Origin of the sequence: Kitasatospora sp. NPDC057738 (genome assembly GCF_042798815.1) — a bacterium.
In the GTDB taxonomy this organism is placed as follows: domain Bacteria; phylum Actinomycetota; class Actinomycetes; order Streptomycetales; family Streptomycetaceae; genus Kitasatospora; species Kitasatospora lactacystinica.
The window spans coordinates 90,933-112,067 of sequence record NZ_JBHVJT010000021.1 but is presented as its reverse complement, the minus strand read 5'-3'; the positions used below and the strand labels follow the sequence as shown (position 1 = coordinate 112,067).

At 72.2% G+C, this 21,135-nt stretch carries 17 protein-coding genes; 10 read left to right on the top strand and 7 right to left on the bottom strand.

The genetic code is table 11. The features are described 5' to 3' along the window. Window positions 1-4: 4 nt before the first annotated feature. The 3 genes from ACFVGO_RS14495 to ACFVGO_RS14485 form a co-directional block, all read right to left on the bottom strand. Window positions 5-679, bottom strand: a complete 675-nt coding sequence (locus tag ACFVGO_RS14495; protein WP_359913052.1) for a response regulator transcription factor — start codon at window positions 677-679, stop codon at window positions 5-7. After that, window positions 676-1,989: a sensor histidine kinase gene (locus ACFVGO_RS14490; protein ID WP_380353476.1), complete on the bottom strand. Its 1,314-nt coding sequence runs from the start codon at window positions 1,987-1,989 to the stop codon at window positions 676-678. Before ACFVGO_RS14490 ends, ACFVGO_RS14495 begins: the two co-directional genes overlap by 4 nt. A 116-nt stretch (window positions 1,990-2,105) precedes the next feature. Then, window positions 2,106-2,792 carry a TetR family transcriptional regulator gene (locus ACFVGO_RS14485; protein WP_359913046.1) on the bottom strand — a complete coding sequence of 229 codons (687 nt, stop codon included), beginning with the start codon at window positions 2,790-2,792 and terminating at the stop codon, window positions 2,106-2,108. Between the two features lie 217 nt (window positions 2,793-3,009). Between ACFVGO_RS14485 and ACFVGO_RS14480 the strand changes: the two genes are divergently transcribed. Next, entirely contained in the window at window positions 3,010-4,608 is a 1,599-nt protein-coding gene (locus ACFVGO_RS14480) for an MFS transporter (RefSeq protein WP_359913043.1), read from the top strand. Between the two features lie 146 nt (window positions 4,609-4,754). Here ACFVGO_RS14480 and aceE read toward each other — a convergent pair whose 3' ends face one another. Then, window positions 4,755-7,505 carry a pyruvate dehydrogenase (acetyl-transferring), homodimeric type gene (gene aceE / locus ACFVGO_RS14475; RefSeq protein ID WP_359913040.1) on the bottom strand — a complete coding sequence of 917 codons (2,751 nt, stop codon included), beginning with the start codon at window positions 7,503-7,505 and terminating at the stop codon, window positions 4,755-4,757. A 516-nt stretch (window positions 7,506-8,021) separates the two neighbouring features. Here aceE and ACFVGO_RS14470 point away from each other — a divergent pair. The 5 genes from ACFVGO_RS14470 (at window position 8,022) to ACFVGO_RS14450 (ending at window position 11,906) form a co-directional block, all read left to right on the top strand. After that, window positions 8,022-8,459, top strand: coding sequence for a DUF3052 domain-containing protein (locus tag ACFVGO_RS14470; RefSeq protein ID WP_359913037.1), 438 nt, complete (start codon window positions 8,022-8,024; stop codon window positions 8,457-8,459). Between the two features lie 133 nt (window positions 8,460-8,592). Further along, window positions 8,593-9,051 carry a peroxiredoxin gene (locus ACFVGO_RS14465; RefSeq protein ID WP_359915651.1) on the top strand — a complete coding sequence of 153 codons (459 nt, stop codon included), beginning with the start codon at window positions 8,593-8,595 and terminating at the stop codon, window positions 9,049-9,051. 231 nt (window positions 9,052-9,282) lie between these two features. Beyond that, complete coding sequence (locus ACFVGO_RS14460; protein WP_359915653.1) at window positions 9,283-9,858, top strand: TerD family protein; 576 nt, start codon at window positions 9,283-9,285, stop codon at window positions 9,856-9,858. A gap of 227 nt (window positions 9,859-10,085) precedes the next feature. Next, window positions 10,086-10,664: a TerD family protein gene (locus ACFVGO_RS14455; protein WP_359914478.1), complete on the top strand. Its 579-nt coding sequence runs from the start codon at window positions 10,086-10,088 to the stop codon at window positions 10,662-10,664. Window positions 10,665-10,811: 147 nt separating this feature from the next. Continuing rightward, window positions 10,812-11,906 (top strand): DUF475 domain-containing protein, encoded by a 1,095-nt coding sequence (locus tag ACFVGO_RS14450; RefSeq protein ID WP_359914475.1) that lies wholly within the window; start codon window positions 10,812-10,814, stop codon window positions 11,904-11,906. Between the two features lie 89 nt (window positions 11,907-11,995). Here ACFVGO_RS14450 and ACFVGO_RS14445 read toward each other — a convergent pair whose 3' ends face one another. Beyond that, the gene (locus tag ACFVGO_RS14445; protein WP_359914472.1) at window positions 11,996-13,156 is read right to left on the bottom strand and encodes a DUF2637 domain-containing protein; all 1,161 of its coding nucleotides are present in this window, start codon (window positions 13,154-13,156) and stop codon (window positions 11,996-11,998) included. Window positions 13,157-13,496: 340 nt separating this feature from the next. On the opposite strand from ACFVGO_RS14445, the gene ACFVGO_RS14440 reads away from it, so the two are divergent. Beyond that, on the top strand, window positions 13,497-14,237 hold the full coding sequence (locus ACFVGO_RS14440; protein ID WP_359914470.1) for a Tellurium resistance: 741 nt from the start codon (window positions 13,497-13,499) through the stop codon (window positions 14,235-14,237). A 152-nt stretch (window positions 14,238-14,389) separates the two neighbouring features. Here the strand turns inward: ACFVGO_RS14440 and ACFVGO_RS14435 are convergent, their stop codons facing one another. Beyond that, window positions 14,390-15,574, bottom strand: coding sequence for a TerD family protein (locus ACFVGO_RS14435; RefSeq protein ID WP_359914467.1), 1,185 nt, complete (start codon window positions 15,572-15,574; stop codon window positions 14,390-14,392). Between the two features lie 356 nt (window positions 15,575-15,930). Between ACFVGO_RS14435 and ACFVGO_RS14430 the strand changes: the two genes are divergently transcribed. The 3 genes from ACFVGO_RS14430 (at window position 15,931) to ACFVGO_RS14420 (ending at window position 20,896) form a co-directional block, all read left to right on the top strand. Beyond that, entirely contained in the window at window positions 15,931-17,196 is a 1,266-nt protein-coding gene (locus tag ACFVGO_RS14430; RefSeq protein WP_380632028.1) for an HpcH/HpaI aldolase/citrate lyase family protein, read from the top strand. A 170-nt stretch (window positions 17,197-17,366) separates the two neighbouring features. Further along, complete coding sequence (locus ACFVGO_RS14425) at window positions 17,367-20,063, top strand: phosphoribosyltransferase domain-containing protein (protein ID WP_380632026.1); 2,697 nt, start codon at window positions 17,367-17,369, stop codon at window positions 20,061-20,063. After that, window positions 20,063-20,896, top strand: coding sequence for an HAD family hydrolase (locus tag ACFVGO_RS14420; protein WP_380353462.1), 834 nt, complete (start codon window positions 20,063-20,065; stop codon window positions 20,894-20,896). The genes ACFVGO_RS14425 and ACFVGO_RS14420 overlap by 1 nt, the downstream gene beginning before the upstream one ends. Before the next feature lie 16 nt (window positions 20,897-20,912). Here ACFVGO_RS14420 and ACFVGO_RS14415 read toward each other — a convergent pair whose 3' ends face one another. Continuing rightward, a complete protein-coding gene (locus tag ACFVGO_RS14415) occupies window positions 20,913-21,131 on the bottom strand; it encodes a zinc ribbon domain-containing protein (protein ID WP_359914456.1) in 219 nt (72 codons plus the stop codon). Window positions 21,132-21,135: the final 4 nt, after the last annotated feature.

Here is a 21,135-nt window from a genome sequence, read left to right as displayed (position 1 = left end):
GCTCCTACTGACCTGGGGTCACCAGGCCGGACTCGTAGGCCAGGACGACCGCCTGGGCGCGGTCGCGCAGGCCGAGCTTGGCGAGGATGCGCCCGATGTGGGTCTTGACGGTCTGCTCGGCGAGCACCAGCTTGGCGGCTATCTCCTGGTTGGACAGGCCGCGGGCGATCAGCTCCAGCACTTCGGTCTCGCGCGGGGTCAGGCCGTTGAGCCGTACCTTGGGGTCGTGGCGCTTGGCCGGGCGGGTGCGGGCGAAGTCCTCGATCAGCCGGCGGGTCACCGAGGGGGCGAGGAGCGCCTCGCCGGCCGCGACCACCCGGACCGCGGCGATCAGGTCGGCCGGCGGGGCGTCCTTGAGCAGGAAGCCGCTGGCCCCGGCGCGAAGCGCCTCGTACACGTAGTCGTCCACGTCGAAGGTGGTCAGCATCAGCACCTTGGGCCGGTGGGCGCCCGGCACGGCCGGGTCGAGCAGCCGCCGGGCCGCCTCCAGGCCGTCCATGACGGGCATCCGGACGTCCATCAGCACCAGGTCCGGGTGGGTGCGGCCGTTGACCTCCAGGGCCTGGGCGCCGTCCGCCGCGTCCCCCACCACGTCGATGTCGCTCTGGGCGTTGAGCAGGGCCGCGAAGCCCGCGCGCACCATGGCCTGGTCGTCGACGATGATCACGCGGATGGTCATGCGGTGGTCTCCCGGGGGGTGTCTGGAGGGTCGAGGGGCAGGACGGCGGCCACCTTGAAGCCGCCGTCCGGCAGCGGGCCGGTGTCCAGCCTGCCATCGACCAGCCGGACGCGTTCACGCATTCCGACCAGCCCCTGCCCGGTGCCCTCGACCGAGGCCTCCAGCGACTCGGTGCGCTCCGGCGGGGGCGCGTTGACCACCGTCACCAGCAGTGCCGGGCCGTCCGCGGTCAGCGACACCCAGGTCCGCGCGCCGGGGGCGTGCCGCACCACGTTGGCCAGCGCCTCCTGCACGATCCGGTACGTGGACAGGCCGACGGCCTGCGGCACCAGGTCCACCAGGTCCGGCTCCACCGTCAGCTCGGCCGGCACCCCGGCCCGGCCCACCGTCTCGACCAGCTGGGCGAGTTGGCCGACCCCGGGCTGCGGTGCCTTCTCCCCGCCGGACTCCTCGCTGCGCAGCACGCCGAGCAGCCGGCGCATCTCGGCCAGTGACTCGCGGGCGGTGCCGGCTATCGCGGTGAACTCCTCGGCGGCCTCGTCCGGCACCCCGGTGATCCGGTACGGCGCGCTGGCCGCCTGCACCGCGATGACCGACATGTGGTGCGCCACCACGTCGTGCAACTCCCGTGCGATCCGGGCGCGTTCCTCCAGCAGGGTGCGGCGTTCGCGTTCGGCCTCGCTGATGTGCTCCTGCTCGGTGAGCAGCCGGCGGGCCACGGCGCGGTCCCGGACGGCCCAGCCGAGCAGCAGCGCGGCGCCGCTGAGTGCGATCAGCAGCACGGTGGTGCCGTCGCCGGAGCGGGGCAGGCCGAGGGTGGTGGTGAGCGCGGTGAGCAGCACGGTGGCCACCCAGACCGAGACCACGGTGGCCCGGCTCTCCCGCAGCGCGAGGGCGAGCAGCAGGAAGACGTAGGCGATGATCATCGGGGCCGTCCACGGCCAACTGCCCATCAGCTGGTCGTGGCGGGCGGTGATGCTGGCGGTGGCGACCATGGCGGCGGCGCTGATCCACCAGGCGGTCAGCGGCCGGGTGACGGCGAGGAACAGCGGCGTGGTCTGGGCGATGGTGAGCGCGGCGGCCACCGGCAGCACCAGGTCGTAGAAACCGACCAGGTTGGCGATGCCGGTGGGGATCAGCGAGCCCTGCAGGGCGATCACGACGATGTACGGCAGTCGGCGCACCCAGCGCCGCCGGGAGTCGCCGAGCAGCGGGGTCGCGTCCTCGCTCGGGGTGGTCAGGTGGTGCCGCAGGGAGCGCAGTTGGCGCAGTGCGAACGCGCGGGCGTCGGCTTCGGTGGGCGTTTTCATCGTGGGCCAGCCTAGGAGGGCGGGCCGTGCGGGTCGTCGCACTGGAGCGCGAACTTCCGCGGGGCTACCGGGGTACCGGGTGATACCCCGGTATGACCCGGGTGCGGCGCCGGGTGCTACGCGGGGCTGCGCCAGTGGCCGGCCAGGGCCGGGCCGAGCTGGTCGAAGTAGCGCTCGATCACCGCGACCATGCCCTCGGGGCCGGCCGGTGCGTGCTCGGCGCTCCAGGACAGGTGGGCCGAGCGCAGCAGGCTGCCGAAGACGGCGGCGAGCACGGCGGGGCGCAGGTCCTCGGCCGGGTCCAGGCCCTCGCGTTCGGCGAGCACCTGGACCACCAGGCGCTCCTGTTCGGTGACCCGGCGCAGTTGGGCGGCGAGCAGCGGGGGCGTCTCCTCGATCATCCGCATGAGCTCCAGGGCGCTGTGGATCGAACCGGGGCCGGCGGACTCCTCGCTGCCGAGGTCGCGCCAGGCCTTGACGATCGCGGCGCGCAGGGCCTGGAGCGGGGTCTCCTCGGCCGGGCGGTGGCGCAGGCACTCGATGAAGTAGTCCTCGGCCACGGCCATCACGGCGAGCGCGACCTCGTCCTTGTTGGCGAAGTAGCGGAAGAAGGTGCGCTGGGAGACGTCGACGGCGGAGGCGATCTCGTCGACGGTCGTGTGGGCGAAGCCCTGCCTGAGGAAGAGCAGGTGGGCGGCCTGGATCAGGGCGTAGCGGGTCTGCTGCTTCTTGCGCTCGCGCAGGCCCGGCGCGCGTTCGGGGCCCGCCGGGGTGCCGGTGGTGCGGGGGGTGTGAGCGGCCATGGCGGGGGCCTTCCGGAGCGCTGGGTGTGGCGGGTGGGACCACAACTTTAGCGCTCTGACAAATGGCAGTGATGGTCAGAAGTCACTGTTTGCCGAATGTCAGAGGCTGACATAATCTGCCGGGGTGGCGCCCGTCGGGCCGGGGCACCTGTGGGGACGGGTGGGCCGGGGCGCCACGCCCATGTCCCGCACCGAGCCACGCCCCCGGAGGGCCCAGATGAGTCAGTCCGTCGTGAAGAACTCCGAGGCGGACGCGCCGCCGAACCCACCGTCGGGGGGCGGTCTCAAGGGACACCCCTGGCTGACCCTGCTGACCGTCGCGGTCGGCGTCATGATGGTCGCGCTGGACGGCACGATCGTCGCCATCGCCAACCCGGTGATCCAGGAGAAGCTGCACGCGGCGCCCTCCGAGATCCAGTGGGTCACCAGCGGCTACCTGCTGGCCCTGGCGGTCTTCCTGATCACCGCCGGCAAGATCGGTGACCGCTTCGGCCACAAGACCACCTTCCTGGTCGGCGCGGCGGGCTTCGCCGTCACCTCGGCCGCGATCGGCTTCGCCGGCAACATCCAGACCGTGATCGCCTTCCGGGTGCTCCAGGGCCTGTTCGGCGCGCTGCTCCAGCCGGCCGCGCTGGGCCTGCTGCGCGGGGCCTTCCCGGCCGAGAAGCTCAACATGGCGATCGGCATCTGGGGCGGCGTGATCGGCGCCTCCACCGCGGCCGGACCGATCGTCGGCGGCCTGCTGGTCGAGCACGTCAACTGGGAGTCGGTGTTCTTCATCAACATCCCGGTCGGCCTGGTCGCGCTGGCGCTGGGCGTGTGGATCCTCAAGGACGTCCGGGCCGAGAACGCCGCCAAGTCCTTCGACCTGCCCGGCATCGCGCTGCTCTCGGTGGGGATGTTCGCGCTGGTCTTCGGCATCATCAAGGCCCCCGAGTGGGGCTGGGGCGACGGTCGGACGCTGCTGTTCCTGATCGGCGCGGTGGTCCTGATGGTGCTGTTCGCGCTCTGGCAGGGCAAGGCCCGCGAGCCGCTGATCCCGCTCGGCCTGTTCCGCTCGGTGCCGCTGTCGGCGGGCGTCCTGCTGATGGTGCTGATGGCCTTCGCGTTCTTCGGCGCGATCTTCTTCGTGACCTTCTACCTCCAGAACGTCCACGGGATGAAGCCGGTCGAGGCCGGCGTCCACCTGCTGCCGATGACCGGCATGATGATCATCGGCTCGCCGCTGGCCGGCCTGGCGATCGGCAAGCTGGGCCCGCGCATCCCGATCGTGGCCGGCATGCTGATCACCACCACCGCGATGTTCGGCATGTCCACCCTGGACACCGGCTCCGGCAACGGCGTGATGTCGCTCTGGTTCGTCCTGATGGGCCTGGGCATCAGCCCGGTCATGGTCGGCGCCACCGAGGTGATCGTCGGCAACGCCCCGCTGGAGCTGTCCGGCGTGGCCGGCGGCCTCCAGCAGGCCGCGATGCAGGTCGGCGGCAGCCTCGGCACCGCGGTGCTGGGCGCGCTGATGGCCGCCAAGGTCGGCGACGTCCTGCCGGGCAACTGGGCCAAGGCCGGTCTGCCGCCGGTGGAGGGCGAGGCGGGCGAGGGCCTCAAGCAGGCCGCCCAGCTGGGCATCGCCCCGCCGGCCCCGGCCGGCACCCCGCAGCAGGCGGTGGACGCGATGGCCGGCGCCGTCCACGAGTCCTTCGTGAGCGGCATGTCGCTGGCCTTCGCGGTGGCCGCCGTGGTGGCCTTCGGCGCCGCCGTGCTCGGCCTGCTCACCCGCCGCGGCGCCACCGACGCGGGCCCGGCCGTGCACATCTGACCGGCCCCGCCGCGCCACGGCCCCGGACTCGTCGGAGTCCGGGGCCGTCGTGCTGCTCCGGGGACCGGACGGAAGGCCGCGCCGCGGCGAACGCCGAAGGGCCGGACCCCCGACGGGAGTCCGGCCCTTCAGTGCCTACGGGCTGATCAGGCCTCGCCGCCGGCGGCACCCGGGTCGGCCGCGGCCACGTCCAGCAGCTGGTAGCGGTCGATCGCGTCCTTCAGCGCCGAGCGGTCGATCTTGCCCTGCTTGGCGAGCTCGGTGAGCACCCCCAGGACGACCGACTGCGCGTCGATGTGGAAGAAGCGACGGGCCGCGCCACGGGTGTCGGCGAAGCCGAAGCCGTCGGCGCCCAGCGACTGGTACTGACCCGGCACCCAGCGGGCGATCTGGTCCGGCACCGCGCGCATCCAGTCGGACACCGCGACGACCGGGCCCTCGGCACCCTGGAGCTTCTGGGTGACGTACGGCACGCGCTGCTGCTCCTCGGGGTGCAGCAGGTTGAACTCCTCGGCCTCCACCGCGTCGCGGCGCAGCTCGTTCCAGGAGGTCGCGGACCAGACGTCGGCCTTGACGTTCCACTCCTCGGCGAGGATGCGCTGGGCCTCCAGGGCCCACGGCACGGCCACGCCGGAGGCGAGGATCTGGGCCGGGATCTGGCCGGCGGTGCCCGGCGCGTACTTGTGCAGACCCTTGAGGATGCCCTCGACGTCCACGTTCTCGGGCTCGGCCGGCATCTTGATCGGCTCGTTGTAGACGGTCATGTAGTAGAACACGTCCTCGCCGTGCGGGTGCTCGGCGCTGGAGCCGTACATCCGCCGCAGACCGTCCTGGACGATGTGCGCGATCTCGAAGCCGTACGCCGGGTCGTACGCGACGACACCCGGGTTGGTCGAGGCCAGCAGGTGCGAGTGGCCGTCGGCGTGCTGCAGGCCCTCACCGGTCAGCGTGGTGCGGCCGGCGGTGGCGCCGATCACGAAGCCGCGGGCCAGCTGGTCGGCCATCTGCCAGAACTGGTCGCCGGTGCGCTGGAACCCGAACATCGAGTAGAAGACGTACACCGGGATCAGCGGCTCGCCGTGGGTGGCGTAGGAGGAGCCGGCGGCGATCAGCGAGGCGGTGCAGCCCGCCTCGGAGATGCCGTCGTGCAGCATCTGGCCGGTCGGCGACTCCTTGTAGGCGAGGAGGAGGTCCCGGTCGACCGACTCGTAGGTCTGGCCGAGCGGGTTGTAGATCTTCGCCGACGGGAAGAGCGAGTCCATGCCGAAGGTGCGGTACTCGTCCGGCGCGATCGGCACGAAGCGGTTGCCGATGCCCTTGTCCCGCATGAGGTCCTTGAGCACCCGGACGAACGCCATGGTGGTGGCGATGGTCTGGTTGCCGGAACCCTTCTTGACCGCCTTGTACGCGTCGTCGCCGGGCAGCTCCAGCTTCCGCGGGCGGACCTTGCGGGTCGGCACGTAGCCGCCCAGCTCCTCCCGGCGGTCGTGCATGTACTGGATCTCCTCCGAGTCGCGACCCGGGTGGTAGTAGGGCGGGTAGCCCTCCTCCAGCTGCTTGTCGGTGATCGGCAGGTGCAGCCGGTCGCGGAAGCGCTTCAGGTCCTCGACCGTCAGCTTCTTCATCTGGTGGGTGGCGTTGCGGCCCTCGAAGTTGGGGCCCAGCGTCCAGCCCTTGACCGTCTGGGCGAGGATGACCGTCGGCTGGCCCTTGTGCTCGCGGGCCGCCTTGAACGCCGCGTAGATCTTCTTGTGGTCGTGGCCGCCGCGACCCAGGTGCTGGATCTGCTGGTCGGTCATGTTCTCGACCATGGCGCGCAGGCGCAGGTCGCCGCCGAAGAAGTGCTCGCGGATGTACTGGCCGGTCTCGGTGGCGTAGGTCTGGAACTGGCCGTCCACCGTGGTGTTCAGCTTGTTGACCAGGACGCCGTCGCGGTCCTGCGCGAGCAGCGGGTCCCAGCTGCGGTCCCAGACCAGCTTGATCACGTTCCAGCCGGCGCCCCGGAACTGGGACTCCAGCTCCTGGATGATCTTGCCGTTGCCGCGGACCGGGCCGTCCAGGCGCTGCAGGTTGCAGTTGACCACGAAGGTCAGGTTGTCCAGGCCCTCGCGGGCGGCCAGCGACAGCTGGCCGAGCGACTCGGGCTCGTCCATCTCGCCGTCGCCGAGGAAGGCGTAGACCTGCGAGTCGGAGGTGTCCTTGATCCCGCGGTGCTCCAGGTAGCGGTTCATCCGGGCCTGGTAGATCGCGCCGAGCGGGCCGAGGCCCATCGAGACGGTCGGGAACTCCCAGAAGTCCGGCATCAGCCGCGGGTGCGGGTAGCTGGAGAGGCCGTACGGGGCCTTCGACTTCTCCTGGCGGAACGCGTCGAGCTGCTGCTCGGTGAGCCGGTCCAGCAGGAAGGCGCGGGCGTAGATGCCGGGGGAGGCGTGGCCCTGGAAGAAGACCTGGTCCCCGGACTCGCCCTCGCCGTCCTTGCCGCGGAAGAAGTAGTTGAAGCCGACGTCGTACAGAGACGCGGAGGAGGCGAAGGTGGCGATGTGGCCACCGACGCCGATGCCCGGGCGCTGCGCCCGGGAGACCATGACGGCCGCGTTCCACCGGGTCGCGTTGAGGATCTTCCGCTCGATCTCCTCGTTGCCGGGGAAGAACGGTTCGTCCTTGGTCGCGATGGTGTTGACGTAGTCCGTGCTGCGCATCTCGGGCACGGCGACACGCTTCTCGCGGGCGCGCTCGATCAGCCGCAGCATCAGGTAACGGGCACGCTCACGCCCCCGCTCGTCGATGGCCGCATCGAGCGACTCCAGCCATTCCGCGGTCTCCTCGGGATCGAAGTCCGGGACCTGACTCGGAAGGCCGCCAATGATGATCGGGTTGCGATCGGATCCGGAAGCCACGCTGTTCCTTCACTGTCGGTCGAAACTGAGGTGTGTCGCGCCGCCTCCATCGTGCTACCGCGCTCGGAGATCCGTCATCTCTACCGATCGGTAACCGGTCCGCCCGGCGGGCGGCCCGGTCTGGCGGCGTGCGGTGCGGGCGTCTTCGTCCGCTCCGCACACCCCCGGGTGTTACGAAAAGAGGTGGTCCGACCTGGTGTCCCGTCCGCCCGATGGCGGGCGGCCGGGGTGAGGGCCAACAGGAGACTCTACGCCCGCGCACGCGCGGACCCGAATGCCGTTCGCATCTCGGGCGTGCGTACGGCCTGTGGGCCGGGACCACCCGAAGCATCCTTGGACCATGCAGAAAAGGGCAAATCGGTGTGATTCCCGCCACCTCGCGCGGCGTGTCCCCCTGCGACACGTCAACCTTTGGAGGGGATCGGGGGTCGGGTACTTGCGCGAACCGCCGCGCCCGTGTGGACTACGGCCACAGCCCCGGCATGGATGCCGGGCCGAATACTGGAGGTTATTCCCGTGAGCGCGACCGCGGACCCCGCGGACAAGTCCAACCCGGCGACCCGTCTCGGCTTCGAAGAGGGCCAGATCATCCAGGAGCTGGGGTACGACGACGACACTGACCAGGAGCTCCGCGAGGGAATCGAGGAGCTCATCGGGACGGATCTCGTCGACGAGGACTACGACGACGTCGCCGACGCCGTTCTGCTGTGGCACCGCGACGACGACGGGGACCTCACCGACGCCCTCGTCGACGCGCTGGAGTACCTCGCTGAAGGCGGCCTGATCTGGCTGATGACGCCCAAGACCGGGCGGGACGGCCACATCGAGGCCTCCGACATCAGCGACGCGGCCAAGACCGCGGGCCTCTCCCAGACCAGCTCGATCAACATCGTCAAGGACTGGGCGGCCACCAGGCTCGCGACCAAGTCCACGGCGAAGGGCGCCAAGCGCTGAGCGGTCTCCGAAGCACGTGCGGCGGGCCGCGGCCACCCGCCTCATCCGTTCGGCGCAACGGCCGTAAACGAATGCGAGGATGTGGCCCGCCGCGCCCGCCGCGCGGCGCGGTCGCGTCAGAAAGGTCCCGCTCATGGCCATCGAGGTCGGCACCCCGGCTCCGGACTTCGAGCTCAACAACCAGCACGGCGAGGCCGTCCGGCTCTCCGACTTCCGCGGCCGGCGGAACGTCGTCCTGGTCTTCTACCCGTTCGCCTTCACCGGTGTGTGCACGGGCGAGCTGGGCGCGATCCAGCGGGAGCTGGCGGGCCTGCAGAACGACACCGTGCAGGTGCTCGGCCTCTCCTGCGACTCGCAGTTCTCCCAGCGGGTCTTCGCCGACCGGGAGGGCCTGGAGTTCCCGCTGCTGGCCGACTTCTGGCCGCACGGCGAGGTCACCCGGGCCTACGGCGTCCTCGACGAGGAGCGGGGCTGCCCGCTGCGCGGCACCTTCGTGATCGACACCACGGGCACGGTGCGCTGGAGCGTCGTCAACGGCCTCCCGGACGCCCGGGACGAGCAGGAGTACCTGAAGGTCCTCGCGGCGCTCTGAGACCCCCGCCCGGGCCCCGCACGCGCCTCGGCCGGGTCGTGAGCGCCCCGGGGCACCCGCCGGCCGAGTGCCCCGGGGCCGTGTCCGGCCTGATCAGGGGTGCGGACGGGAACCCCGTACTACGCTCGGGCCGTTGGCGGGGTGGGATGCGGGAGCCGATGGGCCTCCCGCCGCCCCGGACCGCACCACCGGGGGCACCACTGGACGTGCCTCCCGATTCTTGGAGGACTAGTGGGAGTCAGCCTCAGCAAGGGCGGCAACGTCTCGCTCACCAAGGAGGCACCCGGCCTCACCGCCGTGGTCGTCGGCCTGGGCTGGGACGTCCGGACCACCACCGGCGCGGACTTCGACCTGGACGCCAGCGCCCTGCTGTGCAACGCCCAGGGCAAGGTCACCTCGGACGGCAACTTCGTGTTCTTCAACAACCTGAAGAGCCCGGACGGCTCGGTCGAGCACACCGGTGACAACCTGACCGGCGAGGGCGAGGGCGACGACGAGGCGATCAAGGTCAACCTGGCCGGCGTGCCGGTGGACGTCGAGAAGATCGTCTTCCCGGTGTCGATCTACGACGCCGAGACCCGCGGCCAGAACTTCGGCCAGGTGCGCAACGCGTTCATCCGCGTGGTGAACCAGGCCGACAACACGGAGCTGGCCCGCTACGACCTCTCCGAGGACGCCTCCACCGAGACCGCGATGGTCTTCGGCGAGCTGTACCGCAACGGCGTGGAGTGGAAGTTCCGCGCCATCGGCCAGGGCTACGCCTCCGGTCTGCGCGGCATCGCGCAGGACTTCGGCGTCAACGTCTGAGCCCGCGCCGGCGCCCTGCGGCGCGGGCTGCGCGCCGTTCTCCCGGGGCGGCCCCGGACCTCCGAGGTCCGGGGCCGCCCCGGCTTCGTCCGGCCCGGTGCCGAGGCGGTTCCTCGCACTGCGAGGATGTGAGTTCAGGAAGTTCAGCCGACCAGAACCGGTCGGCCGGGGCCGCGGGGGACTACACCTGGATGGCGCCCCGGGAGAAGCAAGGGAGGAAGAACGTCATGGTGGTCACGCTCGCCAAGGGTGGCAACGTCTCGCTCACCAAGGCCGCGCCGAACCTGACGCAGGTCCAGATCGGCCTCGGCTGGTCCGCCCGTTCGACCACGGGCGCCCCGTTCGACCTCGACGCTAGCGCCCTGATCTGCGGTGGCGGGCGAGTGCTCGGTGACGAGTACTTCGTCTTCTACAACAACCTCAAGAGCCCCGAGGGCTCGGTGGAGCACCAGGGCGACAACCTCACCGGCGGCGACGAAACGGGTGACGACGAGGTGGTCCTGGTCAGCCTGGACCTCGTCCCGGCGCAGGCCGACAAGGTGATCTTCGCGGTCTCGATCTACGAGGCCGAGGCGCGGCTCCAGAACTTCGGTCAGGTCCGCAACGCCTACATCCGGGTCGTCAACTCGGTCGACGGCCAGGAGATCGCCCGCTACGACCTGTCCGAGGACGCGTCCAGCGAGACCGCGATGATCTTCGGTGAGCTGTACCGCTACGCGGGCGAGTGGAAGTTCCGCGCGGTGGGTCAGGGGTACGCCTCCGGCCTGCGTGGCATCGCGCTCGACTTCGGCGTGAACGTACAGTAAAGGCGGAAATCGGACTTGTCGTACCCGACCCGATCATGAGAACAGAGGGCAGTGCGGGGGTGACCTGACCGGGCCGGGCCCGGTCAGGACGTCTCGGGGACGAGGCCGCCCCCGGCACGGCCAGAACCCGAAAGGTAGCCAACTCCCGTGTTCCTCCGCACATTCGGCTGGTCGTTCGCGATCACCGTCATCGGCCTGATCGCGGCCGGCCTGCTCTGGGGAGCCCAAGGCTTCGGCATCGTGCTGATGCTCTCCATCCTGGAGATCTCCCTGTCGTTCGACAACGCGGTGGTCAACGCCACGGTGTTGAAGCGGATGAACCCGTACTGGCAGAAGATCTTCCTGACCGTCGGTGTCCTCATCGCGGTCTTCGGCATGCGCCTGGTCTTCCCGCTGCTGGTCGTCGGCCTCACCGCGAAGCTCAGCCCCACGACGGTCATCGACCTCGCGCTGCACTCCGAGAAGACCTACGAGGGCCTCACCTACGGCCAGTACCTGGAAGCGGCCAACCCGGCCATCGCGGCCTTCGGCGGCGTCTTCCTGCTGATGATCTTCCTCGACTTCATCTTCGAGGAGAAGGACTACAACTGGCTGGCCTGGATCGAGCGCCCGCTGGAGAAGGTCGGCAAGCTGGAGGCCTTCTCCACCGTCGTCGCCCTGGTCGCCCTGCTGCTCGCCTCCAACTTCTTCGCCGGGGAGCACGCGGAAACCGTTCTGCTCGCCGGTGTCCTCGGCCTGGTCACCTACCTCGCCGTCAACGGCCTCTCCTCGATCTTCGAGTCGGGGCTGGAGGCCGAGGAGGAGCGCGAGGAGGAGGCGGAGAAGGCCGGCAAGTCGATCGTCCAGGTCGGCGGCAAGGCCGCGTTCTTCCTCTTCCTCTACCTGGAGGTCCTGGACGCCTCGTTCTCCTTCGACGGCGTGGTCGGCGCGTTCGCCATCTCCAGCGACATCTTCCAGATCACCCTGGGCCTCGGCATCGGCGCGATGTACATCCGCTCGCTGACCGTCTTCCTGGTCCGCAAGGGCACCCTGGACGACTACGTCTACCTGGAGCACGGCGCGCACTACGCCATCGGCGCGCTGGCGGCGATCCTGCTGATCGGGATCAAGTACCACATCCCGGAGATCGTCACCGGGCTGATCGGCGTCGCCTTCATCGGGCTGGCGCTCGGCTCGTCGATCCTGCGCAACCGGCGCGAGGGCGCGGACGAGGAACCGGAGCTGGTCGGCACCGGAAAGTAGTCCGCAGGGCAAGCGAAACGGCCGCCTCCGGGATTTCCCGGGGGCGGCCGTTCCTCGTGGTCCGCGACCGTGGCCGCGGGGTGCCGGGGTCAGCCGAGCTGCTGCTCGATCGCGCGCAGCTTGCGCTCCAGCGAGTCCAGCTTCGGCATCGACAGGGTGTCGTCGTCGGCCGTCAGGTCGATGGCCGAGCCGCTGCGGGACGACCCGGTGCCGGAGGAGGACGACGAGTACGAGGACGAGGAGTAGGAGGACGAGTACGAGGAGGACGAGTACGAGGAGCCGACGGCGGCGCGGGGGCGGCGGCCGGCGTCCAGCGCGGCCGGCTCCGGCGAGTCGCCGGACAGGAGCGAGGCCGAGGTCGAGGTGGTGGCGTCGGATCCCGCGGCTAGGGCAGGCTCCGTAGCGCTCGGGCCGTCTCCGGCAGCCGTGAGGGCGGGAACCTGGCGGCCGCCGCGGGTCCGGGCGAGCATGCCGCCCTGCCGGGAGATGGCCTTCAGCTCGGCCCGCTCGCGGCGGTCGGCCGTACGGGCGCGGGCCTTGGCGTCCAGCTTCGCCTGGCGCTCCTCGCGCACCTCGTCGACCGCCTCGTCCAGGCTGCGGACGTTCTCCAGCAGCATCAGCGACCAGGCCGCGTAGGTCTCGCGCGGGGCGCGCAGCCAGCGGACGATGCGGATCTGCGGCAGCGGGCGCGGCACCAGGCCCTGCTCCCGCAGCGCGGCCTTGCGGGTCTGCTTCAGCGCCCGGTCGAACAGGATCGCCGCCGAGATCGACATGCCGGAGAAGAACTGCGGGGCGCCGTCGTGCGACACGCCGCGCGGGGCGTGCACCCAGTTGAACCAGGCCGAGGCGATCGCGAACACCCAGACCAGCAGGCGCGAACCGAGCGCGGCGTCACCGTGGCTGGCCTCGCGGACGGCGAGCACCGAGCAGAACATCGCGGCGCCGTCCAGACCGAACGGGACGAGGTACTCCCAGCCGCCGGACAGACCCAGGTTCTCCTTGCCGAAGCCGACCAGGCCGTGGAAGGAGAGGGCGGCCGCGACACCGGCGCAGCAGAACAGCAGCGTGTACGAGGAGATGCCGTAGATCATCTCCTTGCGCCGACGGCGCTCCTCGCTGCGCTCCCAGGAGTCGCCGGACTCGTCCTTCTTCGAGCTCTTGAATCGCAGCGTCGCCATCAGGACGGCGACGAACAGCAGGGCTGCGCCGCCGACGACGGTCCAGACCAGCTGTATGGAGGTCAGGTTCATTGCGGGTCGGGCCTCGGGTTTCCGCAGGGGACAGGATCACAGCGCGACACAGGCGGTCAGGGCCCGCCGAGCGGGAGCTGCCTGACGGTTCGTTCGTCGCCGCACGACGGGCCCGCCGCGCCCGCGCAGGGGCGGACGGGACACCTGTGCGGCTAGACGATATCGCGTCCGAAGGGGCGGCATGTTACGGGAGGGCGGCTTCCTCCCGCCAATCGACCCGCCGGTCGGGCCCGGTTGGGTAGAGGAGGGGGCGGACTGGGTATCCGACGGCCGGGCCGATGCCCGATCATTGGTCGGCGGACCGTCAGAACGCCTGGCGGGAGCAGGGGGAGAGGACTGCATGGTCTCGATCTGGGAGTACCTGCGCGGGGACAAGAGCTACACCTTCGACAACCCCGGCGGTCAGCACAAGGTCATACTCACCAAGTCGGCCCCGCAGCACGCGATCACCGGGTCGGCCGCCACCACCGGCTACCTCTACGTCAACCTGCACTGGACGATGAGCGCCGGAGGCGCCGCCCGGCCGAGCACCCGGGAGTCCGTGAAGCGGTTCTTCAGCCCGCGGATCCTGCGGCCGCAGGACCCGGACTCGCCGCAGGGCACCGAGCCGACGAACGTCGACCTCGACCTGGCCTGCATGTACGAGCTCTCCGACGGGAGCACCGGCGTGGTGCAGCCGCTCGGCGGGCTCTTCGGAGACCTCCAGAACGCGCCGTACATCAAGCTCAGCGGCGACGACCAGTACGGGGCGCCGTCCGGCGAGACGATGTACGTCAACCTGGAGAAGAAGGACAAGTTCAAGCGGCTGCTGATCTTCGTCTACATCTACGACGGCACGCCGGCCTTCGAGCAGTCGCACGCGGTGGTCACGATCGTGCCGCAGACCGGGCCGCGGATCGAGATCAAGCTGGAGGAGCGGGCCCGGGCGGCGCGCTCCTGCGCGGTGGTGCTGATCGAGAACTCGGGGGACAACCAGCTGACGGTGCGCCGCGAGGTGCGGTACGTCAACGGGTTCCAGGCGGACATCGACCGGCTGTACGGCTTCGGGATGCAGTGGCAGCGCGGGTACAAGAGCGACTGACGACGGTCGGCGGTCGGCGGTTCGGTGGTGGTGCCGGGCCGGGGCCGCGGCTCGGCGGTTCCGCGGCGGGGACGGGGCTGGGGCCGGGGTCGCGCGGGGCCGGGTCCGGGTCTCGGCGGGGCCGGGGCTGTCGGGCGGCCCCGCCGGGGGCGTCAGCGGGGCTGGAACTGCGGGCCCTGCGGGGGCAGCGCGAACTCCTCGCCGGTGGAGGCCGGGGGCTGGGCCGTCGGCGGCTGCGGCGGGACGGGCGGCTGCTGGCCGGTGCCGGGCTGCGGGTAGCCGTAGCCGGCGGGGCGCTGCTGCTGCGGCGGGACGGGCTGGTTCGGCTGGGGATAGCCGTAACCGCCCGGCTGCTGCTGGTACGGCTGCTGGCCGGTGCCCGGCTGCGGGTAGCCGTAGCCGCCGGCGGGCTGCTGCTGGGGGTGGCCGTACGCCGGGCCGGTCTGCTGGGGGTAGCCGTAGCCGGTGCCGGGCTGGTGGCCCGGGGGCGCGGTGGGCGGCGGGGGCATGGTCGGCGGGGCCGCGGGCGGCGGCGGGGTCGCCGGTGCGGGCGAGGCGCTCGTGGCGGCGGTGGCCGGGGCCGGGGCGGTGGCCGGTGGCTGGGTGGGCGGCTGGGCCGGGGCGGGCGGCTGGGCCGGCGGCGACAGCGGGACGGCCGGGGCCAGCGTGAAGGTGCCCGGCTCGGGGGTGGTCGAGCGCGGGTCCGGCATCGCGGTGCTGCGCGGGTCGAGAGTGCCGGACGGGGTGGTGGACACGGGCACCTGGGCGGGCACCTGGTCGGCCTCCGCCTCGTCGTCCACCATGATGCCGAAGTCGGTGGCGAGACCGATCAGCCCGGAGGTGTAGCCCTGGCCGATCGCCCGGAACTTCCAGGACCCGGACCGGCGGTACAGCTCGCCGGCGACCAGGGCGGTGACGTTCTCGGCGTCGTCGATCCCGAACTCGGCGAGCGCGGGCACGCCCTCGCCGGCCGTGGCGTCGAAGAGCAGCAGGCGCAGCCCCGGCACCGCGCGGAACGGTCCGCCCTCGGAGGAGCCGGCCAGCACCACCCGGTCCACCTCGGCGGGCAGCTTGCCCAGCTCGACCTCGATCGTGTCGATGATCTCGGCGCCGCCGGAGGTCTGCTGCTTGGGCAGGTGGCGGACCAGGCCGGAGGGGTGGCGGGGCTGGTTGTAGAAGACGAAGTCGGCGTCCGAGCGGACCTTGCCGGAGGCGCCGAGCAGCAGCGCCGACGCGTCCACGTCCGGCGCACCGGGCGTGGCGCTCCAGCGCAGCACGGCGCGGACCGCCGCCGCCGGCAGTGCGATGTTGGCGCCCTTGGCCATCACGTGCGTCATAGCCGACCATCCTGCCTGTTCGCCACCCCTTCGGACAACGTGACCGGACCGGTCCGTGCCGGGTCGGACTTTGCCAAGACTTGCGCTTTCCGAGGTTTGCCGCCGTCGTTTCCGGGGTTCGCCGCCGTTCCGCCCATGATCGTCCAAGTGGACCGGGATGTTCCGGGAGTTCAGTGCCGGGGAACCGGGACCGGCCGGATCCCGTCCGTACGATGGGCGGTCGAAAGGTCCCCGGGGTTTCGACGCAGGGGCGCCCGGCGGAGGCGCCCCGGGAACCAAGGCGCCCGGTCGGCCGGTTGACCAGGGTGTCGTCGGCAACCGGTCAGGGGCCGGTCCACTTCCTGGAGGAGAGCACCTTGCGCCATTTCGGCCACCTCGCCGAGGACGTACGCGGCCGGCTCTTCCTGGAACAGCCGCGCCCGTTCGACGTGCGGAGCGAGCCGACGGTGCTCGCCACCGCCCTCGGCGGCACCCTCTACAGCCCGGCCACCCGACCCGCCCTGGCCGCCGACATCCGCAAACTCGCTGGTCGGGGCGTGGTGTCGATGGTGCTCTGCCTGGAGGACGCGATCGCCGACCACGAGGTGGACGCGGGCGAGCGGAACCTGGTCGAGCAACTGAATGACCTGGTCAAGGATTTCACCTCCTGTGCACAGAGCCACCCCCTGCTCTTCATCAGGGTCCGCACCGCCGCCCAGATCCTCGACCTGGCCCGGCGCCTCGGACCGGCCGTCGAACTGCTGAGCGGCTTCGTGCTGCCGAAGTTCACCCCCGAGAACGGTGGCGAGTACCTGGCCGCGCTGGCCGCCGCCGAGGCCGCGACCGGGCGGCGGCTGTTCGCCATGCCCGTCCTGGAGTCGCCCGAACTCGCCCACCTGGAGACCAGGCGGGACCAGCTCTTCGGCATCGCCGACCTGCTCGCCGGCCACCGCGAGCGGGTGCTCGCCGTCCGGCTCGGCGTCACCGACCTCTGCTCCGCGTACGGCCTGCGGCGCTCGCCCGACCTCACCGCGTACGACGTGGCGCTGGTCGCGTCGGTGATCGGGGACGTGGTCAACGTGCTCGGCCGGGCGGACGGCACCGGGTACACCGTCACCGGACCGGTCTGGGAGTACTTCCCGGTGCAGGAGCGGATGTTCAAGCCGCAGCTGCGCCGGACCCCGTTCGCGGGGGCGTCCGTCTCCGTCGCGGCCGGGGCTGCGGCCGGGACCGCCGGGACCGCCGGAGCTGTCGGGACTGCCGGGACCGCCGGGGCACTGCGGGCCTCCGGGGAGGAGGTCCGCCGACGGATCATCGAACACGACCTGGACGGACTGATCCGGGAGGTCGAACTCGACCGGGCCAACGGCCTGCTCGGCAAGACCTGCATCCACCCCAGCCATGTGCCGGCCGTGCACGCCCTCTCCGTGGTCACGCACGAGGAGTACTGCGACGCCCGGGACATCCTCCGGCAGGAGCAGGACGGCGGCGGGGTACTGCGCTCGGCGTACACCAACAAGATGAACGAGGCCCGGCCGCACCGGGCCTGGGCGGAGCGGGTGCTGCTGCGGGCGGAGGTGTTCGGGGTGGCCCGGGAGGACGTGAGCTTCGCGGAACTGCTGTCGGCCTGCCTGTGCGGCTGACTGTTTCCGCGACCGAACCCGAGCCGTTCCCTCCGGTTCCCCCGGCGGGGATATGACGGATCCGTGAGCGGCGGGCACCGACGCACCGACGCACCAACGCACCGACGTACCAACGCACGAACGCACGAACGCACGAACGCACCAGCGCACCATCGAAGGCAGGACCAGCAGTGACAGCAACACCGCAGACGTGGACCGGCCGTTGGGTCGCCGACCGGGCCGGGATCGCGCTGACCGGATCCGAGCGCCTCCCCGAACTCGTCGGCCTGGCGCTGCGCTCGGGAAACCCCAAGCGCGCCCACCTGCTGGTCTCCAACGTGCTCGGCAAGCACGTGCCGCAGCGGCCCTCGGTGGTCCACGGCACCGGGCTCGAACTCGGCCGCCGGGTCCGCGAACTGCTCGGCGCCGCGGCCACCGCGCGCGCCGTCGTGCTCGGCTACGCGGAGACGGCCACCGGCCTCGGCCACAGCGTCGCCGACGGCCTGGACGCCCCCTACCTGCACTCCACCCGCCGAGCGGTGCCCGGCCTGGCCCCGGTCGGCGGCTTCGAGGAGGAGCACTCGCACGCCACCTCGCACCTGCTGCTCCCCGCCGACCCCGCACTCCTCGCCGGGGACGGGCCGCTGGTGCTGGTGGACGACGAGTTCTCCACCGGCCGCACGGTGCTCAACACCATCCGCGACCTGCACGCCCGCCACCCCCGCGGCCACTACGTGGTGGTCGCCCTGGTGGACCTGCGCTCCGCGGCCGACCGGCGCCGGCTCGACGAGGCCGCCGCCGAACTCGGCGTCCGGCTGGACCTGGTGGCCACCGCGAGCGGGACCGTCGAGCTGCCCGAGGACGTCGTGGCCCGGGCCGAGCGGCTGATCGCCGCGGCGGCACCGGAGGAAGTGCCACCGGCGGCCCCCGCGGCGCCGCTGGCCCGGATCGAGCTGGACTGGCCCACCGGACTCCCGGACGGCGGCCGGCACGGCTTCACCGCCCGCGACCGCGCCCGGCTGGACGCCGCACTGCCCCGACTCGCCGGACAGCTGGCCGAGGCCCTGCCCGCAGGGGCACGGCGGGTGCTGGTGCTCGGCTTCGAGGAGCTGATGTACGCGCCGCTGCGCCTGGCCGACGCCCTCGACGAACGGCTCGGCGGCAACCGCGTCCGGTTCTCCACCACCACCCGCTCGCCCGTCCTGGCGGTGGACGACCCCGGCTACGCCATCCGCACCCGGCTCGCCTTCCCCGCCCACGACGACCCGCAGGACGGCGGCTCGCCCGAGCGCTACGCGTACAACGTCGCCCCCGGCAGCGACCCGGCGCGGCGCTTCGACGCGGTGGTGCTGGTGGTGGACGACATGGCCGACACCCCGGCGCTGCACGAGGGCGAGCGGGCGCTGCTCGGCCAGCTGCGGCAGGTGACCGACCGGGTGGTGCTCGCCGTGCTGCCCTCGCACCGGCCGGTGGCCGGGGGTGCCGCGCCGGCTGGGCCCGTTCCGCGGTCCGTTCCGCGGTCCGTTTCGCCGTCGCTGTTGCCTTTGACGTCGCCGTTGCCGTCGTCGACGCTGCCCGTGCCGCTGTACGGGCCGGCGTTCTCCTCGTACCCGGCCGAGGAGGTGGCCTGGCTGCTCAAGGACCTCTCCGGGGTCGCGCTCGAAGCCCCCACCGAGGAGCGCGAGGAGGCCGTCCAGAACGGCGGCGCGCACTACGCCGAGTCGCTGCCGGTCGAGTACCAGCCCAGCCCCGAGTACCAGGAGCTGTTCCAGCAGGCACTGCGCGGCTCCGCCGCCCGGATCGCGCTCGCCGTCGGCACCGTCGCCGAGACGCTGCTGCGCGAGCGCGGCCCCGGGCTGGTGCTCGCCTCGCTGGCCCGCGCCGGCACGCCCGTCGGCATCCTGGTCCGGCGCTGGCTGGCCTTCGCGCACGGCCTGTCCGTCCCGCACTACGCGGTCTCGATCGTGCGCGGCCGCGGCATCGACCCGGTCGCGCTGCGGTACCTGGCGGCCCACCACCGCGCGCAGGACGTGGTGTTCGTCGACGGCTGGACCGGCAAGGGCGCGATCACCCGCGAACTGGCCGGCGCGCTGGCCGGCACCGACTTCGACCCGGACCTCGCGGTGCTGGCCGACCCGGGCCGCTGCGTGCGGACGTACGGCACCCGGGACGACTTCCTGATCCCGTCCGCCTGCCTCAACTCCACCGTCTCCGGGCTGGTCTCGCGCACCGTGCTGCGGGCCGGGCTGATCGGGCCGGACGACTTCCACGGCGCCAAGCACTACGCCGAACTGGCCGGGAGCGACGTCTCGGCGGCCTTCCTGGACGCGGTGGCCGCCCGCTTCGGCGAGGTCCGTGCCGCGGTGGCCGAGGGTGCCGGCCGGCTCGCCGACGACCCGCAGCGGGCGCCCGACTGGGCCGGCTGGGCCGCGGTCGAGCGGATCAGCGCCGAGTACGGCATCGACAACGTCAACCTGGTCAAGCCCGGCGTCGGCGAGACGACGCGGGTGCTGCTGCGGCGCGTCCCCTGGCGGATCCTCGCCCGGCGCGGCGCCGGCGCGGACCTCGACCACGTCCGGCTGCTCGCCGCCCAGCGCGGGGTCGAGGTCGAGGAGGTGGACGGCCTGCCGTACACCTGCGTCGGCCTGATCCACCCCCGCTACAGCCGCGGGGCGACCGGGGACGACGGGCGTGCCGTGACCGACGGGCACCGCGGCACCGACGGGCACCCCGGCGCCGACGTGCGCCCCGGCGCCGACGTGCGCCCCGGCGCCGACGTGCGCCCCGGCGCCGACGGGAGCGCCGTGACCGACCGGCGTGCCGCGACCGACCGGCGTGCCTTCACCGATGGGCGCGTCGCGACCGAGACTACGGGGAGGGATTCCTGATGGGTGTTCTGGTGGCCAGCGACCTCGACCGGACGCTGATCTACTCCGAACGGGCCATGGCCCTGGCCGAGCCCGACCGGCTCGCGCCGCGGCTGCTCTGCGTCGAGGTGTACCAGGGGCGGCCGCTGTCCTTCATGACCGAGCGGGCCGCCGGGCTGCTCGCCGACCTCGCCCGGGAGGTCTGCTTCGTCCCGGCCACCACCCGGACACCGGAGCAGTACGGGCGGGTCAACCTGCCCGGCCCGACACCGGACTGGGTCCCCGCGTACGCGATCTGCGCCAACGGCGGGCAACTGCTGGTGGACGGCGTGCCGGACCGCGACTGGCGGGCCGAGATCACCACGCGGATAGCGGCCGGCTCGGCCCCGCTGGAGGAGGTGACCCGGCGGCTCGCCCTCTGCGCCGACCCGGAGTGGACGCACAAGCGGCGGGTCGCCGACGAGCTGTTCGCCTACCTGGTGGTCGAGCGCGCCGCGCTGCCGGAGGGCTGGCTCGACGAGCTGACCGGCTGGTGCGCCGAACGCGGCTGGACGGTCTCCCTGCAGGGGCGCAAGGTGTACGCGGTGCCCGCGCCGCTCACCAAGAGCGCCGCGCTGGCCGAGGTCGTCCGGCGCGCCGGCGCCGACACGGTGCTGGCGGCCGGGGACTCACTGCTCGACGCGGACCTGCTGCTCGCGGCGGACGCGGGCTGGCGTCCGGGGCACGGCGAACTCGCCGACAGCGGCTGGACGGCCCCCGGCGTCACCGCCCTGACGGAGGTGGGGGTGACGGCGGGGGAGGAGATCGTCCGGCGGTTCCTCGCCGGAGCGTCCGCCCTGCCGGTCGGGGTCTGACCGGGACCGGCCCCGGTCAGCCGCAGCAACCGCCCCCGCAGCAACCGCCCCCGCCCCCGGCGGCGGGGGCCTGCTGGGCGGCGGCCGCGCCACCCGTGACGGCGACGGTGGACAGCAGCTTCACGGTGTCCTCGTGGCCCTGCGGGCAGACGGCGGGGTCGTTGGCCTGGGCCATCGGGCGGCGGAGCTCGAAGGTGGCGCCGCAGGAGCGGCAGCGGAAGTCGTAGCGTGGCATACCG